At 48.7% G+C, this 14359-nt stretch carries 14 protein-coding genes; 6 read left to right on the top strand and 8 right to left on the bottom strand.

Annotation, left to right across the window (positions count from 1 at the left end; genetic code table 11):
• Window positions 1–7 precede the first annotated feature (7 nt).
• From pyrH to rpsB, 3 genes are all read right to left on the bottom strand, one after another.
• Window positions 8–751 (bottom strand): UMP kinase, encoded by a 744-nt coding sequence (pyrH, locus tag CFF01_RS06150; protein WP_033537557.1) that lies wholly within the window; start codon window positions 749–751, stop codon window positions 8–10.
• A 133-nt stretch (window positions 752–884) separates the two neighbouring features.
• Window positions 885–1733 (bottom strand): translation elongation factor Ts, encoded by an 849-nt coding sequence (gene tsf / locus CFF01_RS06145; RefSeq protein ID WP_088904212.1) that lies wholly within the window; start codon window positions 1731–1733, stop codon window positions 885–887.
• Window positions 1734–1854: 121 nt separating this feature from the next.
• Entirely contained in the window at window positions 1855–2583 is a 729-nt protein-coding gene (gene rpsB / locus CFF01_RS06140) for a 30S ribosomal protein S2 (RefSeq protein WP_033537555.1), read from the bottom strand.
• Between the two features lie 248 nt (window positions 2584–2831).
• Between rpsB and map the strand changes: the two genes are divergently transcribed.
• From map to CFF01_RS06120, 4 genes are all read left to right on the top strand, one after another.
• Window positions 2832–3659 (top strand): type I methionyl aminopeptidase, encoded by an 828-nt coding sequence (gene map / locus CFF01_RS06135; RefSeq protein WP_258311761.1) that lies wholly within the window; start codon window positions 2832–2834, stop codon window positions 3657–3659.
• Window positions 3660–3740: 81 nt separating this feature from the next.
• Window positions 3741–6314 (top strand): bifunctional uridylyltransferase/uridylyl-removing protein GlnD, encoded by a 2574-nt coding sequence (gene glnD, locus CFF01_RS06130; RefSeq protein ID WP_088904211.1) that lies wholly within the window; start codon window positions 3741–3743, stop codon window positions 6312–6314.
• A gap of 35 nt (window positions 6315–6349) precedes the next feature.
• On the top strand, window positions 6350–7174 hold the full coding sequence (gene dapD / locus CFF01_RS06125) for a 2,3,4,5-tetrahydropyridine-2,6-dicarboxylate N-succinyltransferase (protein ID WP_033537552.1): 825 nt from the start codon (window positions 6350–6352) through the stop codon (window positions 7172–7174).
• A gap of 208 nt (window positions 7175–7382) precedes the next feature.
• Window positions 7383–7727 (top strand): DUF3718 domain-containing protein, encoded by a 345-nt coding sequence (locus tag CFF01_RS06120; protein ID WP_033537551.1) that lies wholly within the window; start codon window positions 7383–7385, stop codon window positions 7725–7727.
• Window positions 7728–7795: 68 nt separating this feature from the next.
• Here the strand turns inward: CFF01_RS06120 and purU are convergent, their stop codons facing one another.
• The 5 genes from purU to CFF01_RS06095 all read right to left on the bottom strand — a co-directional run bounded on the left by purU (window position 7796) and on the right by CFF01_RS06095 (window position 12053).
• A complete protein-coding gene (gene purU / locus CFF01_RS06115) occupies window positions 7796–8629 on the bottom strand; it encodes a formyltetrahydrofolate deformylase (RefSeq protein WP_088904210.1) in 834 nt (277 codons plus the stop codon).
• Between the two features lie 25 nt (window positions 8630–8654).
• Window positions 8655–10127, bottom strand: coding sequence for a PTS transporter subunit EIIC (locus CFF01_RS06110; protein ID WP_088904209.1), 1473 nt, complete (start codon window positions 10125–10127; stop codon window positions 8655–8657).
• Window positions 10079–10543, bottom strand: coding sequence for a flavodoxin (locus CFF01_RS06105; protein WP_088904208.1), 465 nt, complete (start codon window positions 10541–10543; stop codon window positions 10079–10081). The genes CFF01_RS06110 and CFF01_RS06105 overlap by 49 nt, the downstream gene beginning before the upstream one ends.
• Window positions 10544–10879: 336 nt before the next feature.
• Window positions 10880–11653 carry a tRNA pseudouridine(65) synthase TruC gene (gene truC, locus CFF01_RS06100; RefSeq protein WP_232479548.1) on the bottom strand — a complete coding sequence of 258 codons (774 nt, stop codon included), beginning with the start codon at window positions 11651–11653 and terminating at the stop codon, window positions 10880–10882.
• A gap of 55 nt (window positions 11654–11708) precedes the next feature.
• A complete protein-coding gene (locus CFF01_RS06095; protein WP_198387135.1) occupies window positions 11709–12053 on the bottom strand; it encodes a YqcC family protein in 345 nt (114 codons plus the stop codon).
• Between the two features lie 109 nt (window positions 12054–12162).
• Between CFF01_RS06095 and CFF01_RS06090 the strand changes: the two genes are divergently transcribed.
• Entirely contained in the window at window positions 12163–13176 is a 1014-nt protein-coding gene (locus CFF01_RS06090; RefSeq protein ID WP_088904206.1) for a DUF3549 family protein, read from the top strand.
• The gene (locus tag CFF01_RS06085) at window positions 13173–13562 is read left to right on the top strand and encodes a DUF3301 domain-containing protein (protein ID WP_088904205.1); all 390 of its coding nucleotides are present in this window, start codon (window positions 13173–13175) and stop codon (window positions 13560–13562) included. The genes CFF01_RS06090 and CFF01_RS06085 overlap by 4 nt, the downstream gene beginning before the upstream one ends.
• The last annotated feature ends 797 nt before the right edge of the window (window positions 13563–14359 follow it).

Raw genomic sequence — 14359 nt, 5'->3', positions numbered from 1 at the left:
GGTTTATTTATTCGGCAGTCTTACGGCTACTTCTAATAAGCGTACCTTCATGGTCACCCATAATAACACGTCGAAGCGCACCAGGCTTGTTCATATTAAAGACTAAGATAGGCATATCGTGATCTCTTGCAAGGGTAAATGCAGCAAGATCCATCACTTTCAATTCTTTTTCGAGCACTTCGCCATAGCCCATCTCATCATATTTTACTGCTTCTGGGTTTTTGACTGGATCGTCGGAGTAAACACCATCAACCTTAGTCCCCTTGAGCACAACCTCGGCTTCAATCTCGATTCCACGTAAACATGCCGCAGAATCTGTAGTGCAGAAAGGATTACCTGTACCGGCCGCAAAAATCACCACTCGACCAGACTTGAGCAAGCTGATCGCTTCAGCCCAATTGTAGTCGTCACAGACACCTTTAAGCGGGATTGCTGACATCAGACGCGCGTTTACATAGGCTCTGTGCAGCGCATCACGCATCGCCAAGCCATTCATTACGGTAGCCAACATGCCCATGTGGTCACCCACTACACGGTTCATGCCCGCTTTTGCCAGGCCTTCACCACGGAAGAGGTTACCACCACCAATCACAACACCTACCTGAATACCAAGCTCAACCAGCTCTTTAATCTCTTGTGCCATACGATCTAGCACCTTGGGATCGATGCCAAAGCCCTCTTCGCCCATTAAGGCTTCGCCACTCAGTTTGAGAAGAATACGTCGAAAAGCAGGTTTTGGATTTGTGCTCATAGTTGTTTATCCTGATAAATGCCGATGGGTAACGAGCCAATTATATCGAAAAAAGTGCGCTGTGCAGTAATCTAATTGGCATAATAAAACCGCAGCGAATGCTGCGGTTTTTAGGGTATCTTACAACTGGCGATTACGCCTTAGAAGCGGCGATTTGCGCTGCAACTTCAGCAGCAAAATCTTCTTCTTTCTTCTCGATACCTTCACCAACTTCTAAACGAATGAAGTTAGTTACTGTTGCGCCTTTCTCTTTTAAGATTTCGCCAACAGTCTTCTTAGGCTCCATGATGAAAGCTTGACCAGTCAGAGAAACCTCACCGGTGAACTTCTTCATACGACCAGCAACCATCTTCTCAGCGATCTCTTGAGGCTTGCCTTCGTTCATCGCGATTTCGATCTGAACGGCTTTCTCTTTTTCAACAACTTCAGCTGGTACGTCTTCTGGGTTAACGTATTCAGGCTTAGAAGCCGCAACGTGCATAGCAACGTGCTTCAGAGTCTCTTCGTCAGCTTCACCAGTTACAACAACACCGATACGGTCGCCGTGACGGTAAGAAGCTTGGCTAGCACCATCGATGTACTCAACGCGACGAACGTTGATGTTCTCACCGATTTTAGCAACTAGCGCAACACGAGTTTCTTCGAACTGAGCTTGTAGGTCGGCAATAGATACTTTGCCAGCTGCAGCAACATCCAGTACTTCGTTAGCAAATGCTAGGAAGTTAGAGTCTTTTGCAACGAAGTCAGTTTGACAGTTAACTTCTAGAAGTACTGAGAAACCTTCGCCTTGCTTGATCAGGATAGTACCTTCAGCAGCGATGTTACCCGCTTTCTTAGCAGCCTTCGCAGCACCGCTCTTACGCATGTTTTCAATCGCTAGCTCAATGTCACCATTGGTTTCAGTTAGCGCTTTTTTACAATCCATCATGCCAGCGCCAGTACGCTCGCGTAGTTCTTTAACTTGGGCAGCAGTAATTGCCATTGTTAAATCCTCTATAGGTAACTCTACAAATCAAATGTGAAAAAACAGGGGCCTTAAGGGCCCCTGTTCACCAATAAACTATCTTTGGTTAATAAGGGCGATGAAATTCATCTCGCCTTTATTATTCAGCTTCTACGAAACCGTCTTGCTCAGCTTGTACAGCTAGGTCTTGACCACGACCTGCTTTAGCAGCCGCTGCAACTGACTCAACGTAAAGACGAATAGCGCGCATCGCATCATCGTTACCAGGAACGATGTAGTTGATGCCGTCTGGAGAAGAGTTAGTATCAACAACAGCAACAACTGGAATACCTAGGTTGTTAGCTTCTTTAATAGCGATATGCTCATGGTCAGCACCGATAACGAAGATAACGTCAGGTAGGCCGCCCATGTTCTTGATACCACCAAGAGACTTTTCTAGCTTCTCAAGCTCACGAGTGCGCATTAGCGCTTCTTTCTTAGTAAGCTTGTCGAAAGTACCGTCTACAGACTGGCTTTCAAGGTCTTTTAGACGCTTGATTGATTGACGAACTGTTTTCCAGTTAGTCAACATGCCGCCCAACCAACGGTTGTCAACGTAGAATTGATCACAAGAAATTGCTGCTTCTTTGATCGCTTCGCTTGCAGCGCGCTTAGTACCCACGAAAAGTACTTTACCTTTCTTAGATGCTACGTTGCTGATGAACGCTAGTGCTTCATTGAACATAGGCACAGTGTGCTCTAGGTTAATGATGTGTACACCGTTACGAGCGCCGAAGATGAAAGGCTTCATCTTTGGGTTCCAGTAACGAGTTTGGTGACCGAAGTGAACACCGGCTTGAAGCATGTCGCGCATTGAAACTGTAGTCATTTTTTTACCTTAAAAATTAGGGGTTAGACCTCCACGCATCCCATATCTCCGACCTAAATAGGCACCCCGAAGAACGTGTCGATACGTGTGTGATTTAGTATTTAGTCATAGCCATGTATAATGGCCGCCACATTCACTCTTTAATGATGCATCAAGCGATGTCATCAACAAGAGTCAAACATAACGGCGCGCTTTATACCATAATATCGACGCCAACACAAATTTTTAGCGCCCCGAGGCGTCTCAAAATTGACGACAGACACAACAGAGAAAGCTTAATGAGTATAGTGATAAAAACAGCCGAAGAGATCGAAAAAATGCGCGCGGCGGGTAAACTTGCCGCCGAGGTATTAGAGATGATTGCCCCTTATGTCAAAGCCGGGGTGACCACCAATGAACTCAATGATATCTGCGCTAAATACACGGAAGAGCAAGGCGCAATTTCGGCACCGCTTGACTACCACGGCTTTCCAAAATCTATCTGTACTTCTATCAACGAAGTCATCTGCCACGGTATTCCCAGCGACCGCGCCCTTAAAGATGGCGACATCATCAATATCGACATCACGGTCATCAAAGATGGTTACCATGGCGATACCTCTAAGATGTTCCTGATCGGTGATGTCAGCGCCAAAGACAAGCGTCTGTGCCGCGTGGCTCAAGAGAGTCTTTATGAGGCAATCAAAAAGGTGCGTCCTGGCATGAAGCTCGGCGAGATTGGCACCATCATCGAAAAATATGTGAAGAGCAAGAAGACGGGCCTAGAGAAGTACAGCATAGTCACTGACTACTGTGGCCATGGTATTGGCGCGGGCTTCCATGAGGAGCCTCAGGTAATGCACTACAAGAACAACGACAAGACGGTACTGCGTCCTGGCATGTGCTTTACTATCGAGCCGATGATCAACGCCGGTCGCCACACCAGCGTGCTCGACAAAGACGACAACTGGACGGTCACCACCTCTGACGGCAAAAACTCTGCCCAGTGGGAACACACGCTACTGATCACCCCAACGGGTGTCGAGGTGCTAACCCTGCGTGAAGAGGAAAACTTCCCCCGCATCATCAACCACTAATCGCACCCTAGGCTAAATTGTGGTTTACTCGAATAGCAGGCTGCTCGGCCTGCTATTCTTGCTCTCAGGTTAAGGACTGCAATGAACACAGCGCTAACAGCAAAAAACGCCTTAAAACAACAAAATCAAGAACTACTCGAACGTTTCAGTGCTGGCGAATCCGTCACCGCTTTGGTGAATCAACGCTGCCGCTTCGTCGATGAACTGCTAATTGAGCAGTGGCAAGCTCATCAACTCGATACCTCCCCCGTTGCCTTAATTGCCGTTGGCGGCTATGGCCGGGGCGAGCTGCACCCTCAGTCAGACGTCGATCTACTCTTTCTGATCCAAGCAAACCTTAGCACCTCTGATGAAGGGAAACTGAGCCAGTTTATCGCCTTCCTCTGGGATGCTGGACTCGAGGTCGGCCATAGTGTCAGAACGCTGGATGAGACCATAGCCCAAGGCAAAGACGATATCACCATAGCCACTAACCTACTCGAAGCCAGGTTGCTCTGTGGCCCTCAAGCCATGTTCAATACCCTGTATGACATGGTGCGCGCCCAGGATTTCTGGCCTGCCAGCGAATTTTTTGTCGCCAAACGCGATGAGCAGGTGACCCGTCATGCCAAGGCCAGCGCCTTCGACCTAGAGCCCAATCTCAAATCTTGTCCAGGCGGATTAAGAGATATTCAAACTATCACCTGGGTCGCCATGCGCTATTTTGACGCCAGCTGCGCCGAAGAGCTGGTCGCTCATGGTTTTCTGGAGCAAGACGAGCTTGAAGAGCTGCTAGAGTGTCAAGGTTATCTGTGGCAACTGCGCTTTGCCCTGCACCTGATTTCGGGTCGCGACGAAAACCGCTTGCTGTTCGATCTGCAGCGCCAGGTCGCAGAGTTACTCGGCTACAAAGATGAAACCCAGCTAGCCGTCGAACAGATGATGAAGCGCTATTACCGCACCGTGCGCCGGGTGATGGAGCTAAACCAGATGTTGCTGCAGCTGTTTAAGCGCGCCACCTTGGGGCACACCAAAGAGCTTAAGATCCAGCCCATCGATGATGAGTACCAACGTCGCGGCGGTTTTATCGAGTCGCTTCAGACAGACCTGTTCAGCGATCCTGTCGAGATCATGCGGGTGTTTTTACATGTGGCGCGTAACTCTAATATTAAAGGGATCTACGCCCCTACTCTGCGCAGCCTAAGACGCGCCAGACGTGCACTGACCGAGCCCTTGATGGACAACGAGGCCTGTCGCAAGGTGTTTCTGGAAATCCTGCGCCATCCACGAGGCATTGCCTCACTCTCACTGATGCACCGTCATGGTATCTTATCGGCGTACTTGCCTGCTTGGCGCAACATCGAAGGCCAGATGCAGTTTGACCTCTTCCACGCCTATACCGTCGATGAGCATACCCACAGGCTGATGCTCAATATCGAGCGCTTCTCACAAACCGAGCAAAAAGATGAGTTCCCCCTCGGGTCGATATTGATCAACCAACTGCCTAAAAAGGGTCTGCTGGTGCTCGCCGCCATTTTCCACGACATAGGCAAAGGACGCGGTGGCGATCACAGTAAGCTCGGTGCCGTCGATGCCCAAGACTTTTGCGATCTACATGGACTGAACAAACACGACGGCCGTCTAGTGAGCTGGTTGGTCGAAAATCATCTGGTGATGTCGGTCACCGCCCAGCGACGGGATATTTCCGATCCCGATGTGGTCGCCGAATTTGCCGATCGCGTGCGCGACGCCGTACACCTGAGTTATCTTTACTGCCTGACCGTGGCCGATATCTGCGCGACCAACGAAAAGACTTGGAACAACTGGAAAGGTTCACTGCTGAGGGATCTCTATTTCTCCACCCAGAGGGTACTGGCAAGAGGTAAAGAGAAGCCGGTGGATATTCGCGCCCGCGTGCGGGAGCACCAAGCCAAGGCGAAAAAAGAACTGCTACGCCGCGGCATCAAGGAAAAAAGCCTGGATACACTTTGGCAGCGATTCAAGGCCGATTACTTCTTGCGCCACCAGCCCAATCAGGTCGCCTGGCACGCCGAAGCCATCTTAAAACATAAACATGACGAGGCCTTGGTCTTAATCTCGAAACACACCACACGGGGCGGTACCGAGCTCTTTATCTACAGCCCAGATAAACCCAAGCTGTTCGCCACAGTGATGGCGGTATTAGATAACAAGAATATCAACGTTCATGACGCCAGTATTATGAACTCAAAAGATGGCTATGCACTGGATTCTTTCGTCATTTTAGAGCAAGATGGCAGCCCGGTGTCGCAGATTTCGCGTATCCACGGACTGAAAAAGGCCTTGGTTAAAGCATTGAGCAGTGATACGGCAAAACTGCCTAAGTTTAAGAAGCTTCCCCGTAAGATGAAGCCTTTCAGGGTGCCGACTCAGGTCAGCTTCTTACCCGCACGCAAGCAAGGCACCAGCATGATGGAGCTGATCGCCCTAGACAGCCCTGGCCTACTGGCTAAGGTGGGGGATATTTTCTATCGTTGTCAGATTACCTTGCTGGCGGCAAAGATCACCACCATAGGTGAGCGCGCCGAAGACTTCTTTATGTTGCAAACGGACGATGGGCAGCAACTGAACGAGACACAACAAGAGGCGCTCAGTGAGGCACTGGTCAAGGCGCTCGATACGCAAAACCATGTTTAATTAACAAACTATTTCATGATAATTGGGAGACGTTAATGGAGGCTTTACGCCAACGTATAGAAGCAGCTTTTGAAGCTCGCGCAGAGATTACCCCTAGCACGGTTGAACCAAGTGTTCGCGCCGACGTTGAAAAAGCCATCAGCCTGCTTGATACAGGTGAAGCGCGCGTCGCTGAAAAAATTGACGGCCAGTGGCATGTACACCAGTGGCTCAAAAAAGCGGTACTGCTCTCTTTCCGTATCTTCGACAACCAAGTGATCGATGGTGCTGAAACCAAATACTTCGATAAAGTACCGATGAAGTTTGCCGACTATGATGAAGCCCGCTTCAAACAGGAAGCGATTCGCGTGGTTCCGCCAGCCGCCGTGCGTAAGGGTTCTTTTATCGGTAAAAATACTGTCCTTATGCCCTCTTACGTGAACCTAGGCGCCTATGTTGACGAAGGCACTATGGTCGATACCTGGGCTACCGTCGGCTCATGTGCACAGATAGGTAAAAACGTGCATCTTTCTGGTGGCGTGGGTATCGGTGGCGTTTTAGAGCCGCTGCAAGCCGGCCCAACCATCATCGAAGATAACTGTTTTATCGGTGCGCGCTCTGAGATCGTCGAAGGCGTTATCGTCGAAGAGGGTTCAGTTATTTCAATGGGTGTTTATATTGGTCAAAGCACCCGTATCTTCGACCGTGAAACTGGTGAAGTGCATTATGGCCGTGTTCCTGCGGGCTCTGTAGTCGTGTCAGGCAACCTGCCTTCTAAGTGCGGAACTTACAGCTTATACGCTGCAATCATCGTTAAAAAGGTCGATGCTAAGACACGTGGCAAGGTCGGTATCAACGAACTACTGCGTATTGTCGACTAATCTCCGCAGCCAATAAACGTAAAAGCCAGGTATCCACCTGGCTTTTTTATACCTAAAGAGGTATGCAGACATATTCTGTTACGCCTAGACACATGCCGATCCACTCCTCACATACCGATACATTTCGCGACAAATGGATAACAGCTTTTCATTTAATAACGCGCTTTACTCATACTCGATCCCAACGAAAATATGCTAGGAGCACGAAATGAGAAAGTTACTAACGATTGCCACCATCGCCTTAGCCCCACTGGCCTTCTCTACACAAGCCGCCATGTCGCCTCAGATGGAAAAAACCTTAGTTGCAGTCTGCAAAGCTGGCGCAAGTAACAGCATGATTGAATTTAACGGCACACTGAAAGAGTACCGTATCAATAAGCAACGCGTCTTCCCTCGCCTGGTTTGTAACGATCAGAGCTTCCACCAGTTTGCCCTGAGCAACGGCGCTGATCGCACCGCAGCCAAGATTGAACGTTACACCTTAGGTACGGTAACCATTAAAGATATCACTATGAATTATGGTGACGATCAGATTCTAGCGGTTAACTACTAAGCCTATCATTTAGCGTAAAAAAAGAGCCTTAAGGCTCTTTTTTATTGCTTCTTTTCTTGCTTAAGAAACTAAAACACCACGGTTTTGTTTCCATAAACTATCACATCTTCTTGAAGCACCAATTGTAAGGCCTTGCTAAGCACGCTTTTTTCGACATCTCGGCCACACTTGGCTAACTCTTCGGCGCTATAACTATGATCGACAGGAATAACATCTTGCTTGATGATGGGCCCTTCATCGAGGCAGTTATTCACAAAATGGGCCGTCGCGCCAATGATCTTCACTCCGCGCTCCCACGCTTGACGATAAGGTGACGCGCCGATAAAGGCGGGCAGGAAAGAGTGATGAATATTGATGATGCGATTGGGATACTGCTCGACAAACTCAGGGGTTAACACCCTCATAAACTTGGCCAATACCAGATAATCTGGTTGATATTGATTGATAATGGTCAACATCGCCTGTTCATGCTCATGACGTGTCAACCCCTCATGGGACACGTCATAGAAAGGCACATCAAACTTATCAGCTAAAGGTTTCAAGGTGTCATAGTTACCTACGATGGCGGCGATCTCCACATCTAAGCCACCATAATAGGCCTTCATCAGGATATCCCCCAAACAGTGGGCTTCCTTGGTTACCATCACCACGACACGTTTAGTTCCCTTGGCCACCAAGGTTCGATGTCGCTGCTCTGGCAGAACCTCATCGATATCGGCAAGAAATTGCGCTTCATCGAAGGTCCCTTCCAACTCGGTGCGCATAAAAAAACGCCCCTGGGCATTATCAACAAACTCACTATTCTTAACGATATTGAGCCCGTGAGCATAACAGACACCAGTGATCTTAGTGATAAGCCCTGGCGCATCGGCACAATCTGTGATTAACACTCTCTGCTGCATTTTATCTACCTCTATCTTCAATTTTTCACGATTTGTGCCTGTCTAAATAGCGCTGCAATAAACGCCTGATACTCTCTGCTTTAGTGCCATAGACCAACTGCACGCCATGACCAACCAAGACTACGCCTTTAGCACCTAGCTTGTTTAACTGAGCCTTATCCACAAGCTCAGCGCGTTTAACACTGATGCGCAGTCGGGTAAGGCAAGCTGTCAACTCAAGGATATTATCTTGTCCGCCAAGGGCCGATATCATAGAGATAAGCCCTGCTCGCTGACCGCTATCGGCCTCCATTCGTCCTGGGGTCTTCAGGTTAAAGGCCAATATCGACGCGCGAAAGACAAGGTAATAGATCACAGAGGTGAGGGGCCCGAGTATCAAAAACCATTCTACATTTCTTGACTGAGCCAGCAATAGACTGAAATCAACTAAGCCATGGGAAAATACCACGCTGTGGTGGATATCCAATGAGATGGTAATAGCGTAGGCAATACCTGTCATCAAGGCATGTAGAATAAATAGCAGGGGCGCGACAAACATAAAGGCAAACTCGACTGGTTCAGTCACCCCGGTTAGCCAGCAGGCCGTTGCCGCAGAAAGCATAATGCCGGCCACCCGATTGCGTTCATGCTTGTCGGCGCAGCGCCAGATCGCCAGCGCCGCCGCAGGCAAGCCCCACATCTTAATCAGGTAGCCACCAGCGAGATTACCCGCCATAGGATCGCCTGCCAGATACCGTGCCACCTCACCACGAACCCATTCATCGCCATTAAAGTACTGCCCCATTTCCAGGTAAAAAGGCGCATTCCAGATATGGTGTAATCCTAAGGGGATCAATAAACGCTCAACCGTTCCATAGACGGCAAATGCCGCAGCAGGCTCTTGATAAACTGTCCAATTAGAGATCTGCTCAATCCACTGAGATAGAAGCGGCCAAAGCAAGAGAAACAGGTAGGCGAGTGACATTGCCACAGGCAACATAAGGAGCGGCGCCGAGCGATGCCCCTCGAAAAAGGAGAACACAGCAGGCAGACGAAGTCGCTCACTGTATTTGACCGCAAGGCAGGTAAAGGCACCGACAATCATGCCCCCTGCAATGCCAGTATCTATGGTGGCTTGACCCAATATCTCCTCTGTCGGCAGTTGATGGATCTTAGCCAGCGCCGATAGGCTGGAAAAAAACACGCCATAGCCAAACACGGCACTAAAGGCGGCTATCCCCTGATCCCGGCAAAACCCGATGGCGATGGTTACCGCAAACAACATGGGCATCATGGAAAAGATTAGATTGCCCACGGTCCACATTAGGGTGGCTACATCGGCGGAGATAAAAGGGATAGGGTTAGTCGCCAGGCCAATCATCACCCCAGCAGCGGGCAAGATAGCAATGGGCAGCAGCAGAGATTGACTCAGCCGCTGGGCAAACTTAAACCATTGACGACTTATGCGGCTTACTCTGCCTTGCTGTCGCTGACTTGTTGGGTCCATTGTTTCAACCATGCTTTTGCTTCGACCTCTGGCTCCATCGTCTCGCAGGCATCAATTTTGAGTAGTTTACCTATGCGGGTTGCACCTAGCTCAGCTAACAGTTCATCGAATCGTATTCCGGCATTGCAGAAGGTTTCATAGCTCGAATCTCCTAAGGCCACCACACCATATTGCAACTTTGGCAGGTAGGGCGCCTCACCCCTTAACGTTTCAAACCAAGGGCTAATATCATCGGGCAGATCGCCTTGGCCTGTGGTCGAGGTCACCACCAGCAATAACTCCTCTTGAGGAGGAACAAAACCATTTAGAGTTTCTGGCGCCATCAAGGTCACTTCTACACCGGCAGCGTTCAGTTCCTCCTGCAGGGTTTCAGCAACAAACTGCGCATTACCATAAACAGTTCCAAAAACCAGATTCACTTTTCTCATGTTTTACTTAGCCCTCAGCCCAATATTTACTTATACTCTAAACATACTTTATTGAAAGCTTGATAGCTACACTAGGTTATTGAGTTTCAAGGATCAATTAGATGCGACACTCGAGCCGACAGAAACATCTAAAGCATGTTCAGCGTAGCGCGCACATCAGACGTATGTGTTATTTCCGAACCGTTCAATCCCTTTCTCTCAACCCGCATCCCCCTTCAGAAACTGATCCATCAGAGGATAGAGTCACGCCCCTTAAGGCGGTAACATCTGCCTGCGTGCTCTCCAAATAGCAAAAAATGGCGCCTTCTGGCGCCATTTACGTTAAGAATATCGAGCCTAACAGATCAACTGAGCTTGTTCGCCGCTTAACGCCGTCTCATCCCAACCTAAAAGCGCAAACAATTCAAGCCACTCGGTTTCCAACTCAGTTTCAACGCTGATACGTTCGCCGGTTCTGGGATGGTTAAAAGCTAGCTTCTTGGCGATCAGCCACAGTCGATTAATGCCACTATGCTCGCGCATAAAACGATTCTGCTTACCATCGCCATGGGTGGTGTCACCAATAATAGGATGGCGTAAATGCGCCATATGCCGCCTAAGCTGATGTTTACGGCCAGTATGCGGCGTCAGATGCACTAAAGCATAACGACTGCTAGCATAGCGCCCCGATGGGTAAGGAATCTCACTGTTAAGCAGGGGCCGATAACTGGTTTGTGCCTCTTGAGCAGCCTTGTTTGGGTCGACATCTTTATCGCCAAGCTCATCCAGCTCCTGTTTAAGCGGATAGTCTAGCAGGCCAGCGGTGTGCATATTACCCCTCACAAGCGCTAGATAATGCTTTTCCACTGATTTAGTGGCGAATTGCTCGCACAGTTGATTCGCCATCTCACTACTCTTGGCAAACAGGAGTACCCCGGAGGTGGGTCTGTCTAGCCTATGGACGGGAAACACATGACACCCCACCATGTCTCGGGTCATCTGCATTGCAAAATACTTCTCCCGCCGCGCAAGATAGCTGCGATGCACCAACAATCCTGCTGGCTTATGAATAACCACCAAGTCCTCATCTTCGTAGAGGATCTCAATCTTCGGTGCAGCCTGCTCTGCTATCGTTTCATCTGTACTGGCCGGCCTATCGGTCGCCGCTAATGCTGAATCTGCTGGGTTAATTGGATCCACTCAAATGCTCATCTAATTGAATAATAATGTTAATTAACGTAGCCATCTCTGCCCTACCTTGCCATACATGCTCGGCCATTGGGCCCAGTGCAATCTTAGTGGGCAGTGCACTTCGCGCTGCAATGAGCGCCCTCATCTTTGGCAAGAAGATAAATTGTAGCCACTGCTCAAAGGCCATCGTCTCACAGGCAAATGGCGTCGGATCCGCCATCGCCTCTGGAGAAGGTGGCGTCTCTTGCCAAAGCTCCAATCGCTTTAACTCCGACTCGATAAGCCATAACTGTTTTTCGCTGTAGAGAGACACACTCACCTCTATAATGATTAACGCCATTTTGCCCGCGTGACCACAGGCTAATTCTCGGGAAATTGTACCATCTCACCTAAGTTCTCCCTATAATAAGCGCCATTTATTCTGTCCCCTGTAAGCAAACGGCATTCTAATGACTGAAATCACGACCCTTACTCAATTTCTCAGCACGGCAAATACTCAATTCCAAGTCTATGATCTGGGCCGTCGGGTGCAGCATATCGACATGATGGCCTTCTCTCAGATAGAAGCTTTGGCAGCACCTTATCCGTCGCCGATTCAGGGGCACGCACAGTTTGCCATCGTCTTCTGGGATAACTCCAATCAACACTACATCTGGTTTCTCAAATTACCTTTAGATGAGAGAGGCTTGCTGTCACCGGCACCAAGAACCCAATTTATTCGCATGGTACTCGAAGCCCTTGGCAGCGACCCAACTCAGACACTTTCTCAGGAGCAACAAGATAAGCTGGCTAACCACCCTTTTGCTTTCAAACCCAATGCAGAAAAGCTGGCGCTCTTCAATGCCTTGGTACGTAAGCAGTTAGGACTGCCAGCTTCGGCGCAATATGAATTTGCCTACCAATATCTGTCAAGACAGGTTTCCCCTGAGCGGTGGCAAGATGTCGGTTTACAGGGCCTGGCTGATATCTGCGTGCGTGCCAATCAACTTGACCACGACGCTCAGCTACTCAGCGCCTTTGATCACAGTGCCATTGAGGTGAAAATTGCCCTCTGTCAGCAGCTTGAACATTTGACGCTAAGCGAGCCCCTCGCTCAGCGCTTGCTTAGTGAGTTTTATCAGGCTAGCGGCGAACATCGACTCTATTATTTGCGCGCCTTAGCCTCTATGCCTGCATTGGCTCAAGAAGCGATTCAATACTTAGATGAGCAAGAGGCGTTAGATGACGTCGCCTTAGTTACCATCGCAGGTAGAAACTGGACGGCATTAAAAGACGATCAGACTCGCAAGATCTATCTCGAAGCTTTAGCAAAACAACCACAGGCCTTCTTTAATCAGATCTTTGCTGATATCGTGGCTATTCCAGCAATACGAACTCAGTTTTTGATGGCATTAAGAGATCCTGAGCGTAGTCCCAACCTAGCCAATGCCATCGGCGGACTCTTTAAGGTAACCAAAGCATGATGACAGATTTTTTAATGATCGCCGCCTTGGTGGTCATTGCCGCTTTCTTCTGGCAACTCAGACAAATGGCAGAGCTAAGCCGCCTTTTTGCCAACGGCGAATGTAAAAAACAGCGAGTACAACTCCTGGCCATAGCCATGGAGTCTGCCCGTCCTAGCATAGGCGGCAGCAGCGGCTTGACCTGGAAAGCAAAGTTTTTGCTGGAATTTAGTACTGACGGCCTTAATCAATATCGCGCGCACATATGGATGCATGGTAAGAAAGTAGAAAAAATTCAATGGCCTATATTCCCGGAACCGGAATGGCTTGAGGCCCCAGAGGCAAGAGGCTCGGTTGGTGGCGGCTGCGGCAGTCGCGGTGGTTGTAAGCCAGGCGGCTGTAAATAACCCAGACAAGTCTTCACGTACAATGCCTTATTCTGGGCAAAGAAAAAGCGCGGCTCAATCATGAGTCGCGCCTTCTATCTTTTCGCTAAGCAATCCAGCTATGAAAGTGCTCCCTGCTCCATCCTTGCGAATTTATGCTCCTTGCATCTTCCTTGGTCCCTTTATTCCTTGTACCTGTTAACACTTAAATACTCGTTAAAGTACTTATTATCAGTGCTAAGGTACCTTCCTTGTGCTTGGTGATCCATTTACCAAGTATGCTTAATCCTTAAGCATGTCCAGTTTCTTCCATGGGATTCCATTCCATACACTCCGTGTTATCTGCCATCCTGAGCAGAATTCAATCATCCGTGAATGTTTGACCTTCCCTAGTTACCACTCATCCTTGAGCGTCCATCCTGGTACCATCCTTGCCATCATCTTCCTGATGATGTTTAGGTCTTCCTGACCTTTCCCTAACCATTCATCCCTGAACACTGTTAATTCTAGCGAAGGCCGCAACAAAACAAAGTACCTCGCAAAACACTATAATCACTGCCACATGATTGTCATATCAACAAAATCAAATAAGCCATTGATATAATTTTAAAATATATCTTTATGCAGATATAATCAGCTTGCCTTCAGCTTTATGTCGCACATTAATGTAAGAAATGTCTCACACGATGACGGGCATTTATAATGGCTAAAACTTAAAGGCAAAAGACAACAGAGCTGATCACATATGATCAAAGGCCACAAATAGAAAAGGCGCACTGATAAAAGTGCGCCTTTTCTATACTCTTGTGTAAGCCTTC

It is taken from the genome of Shewanella marisflavi (genome assembly GCF_002215585.1).
GTDB classification, from domain to species: Bacteria; Pseudomonadota; Gammaproteobacteria; order Enterobacterales; family Shewanellaceae; genus Shewanella; species Shewanella marisflavi.
This window is presented reverse-complemented; position numbering and strand designations above follow the sequence as displayed.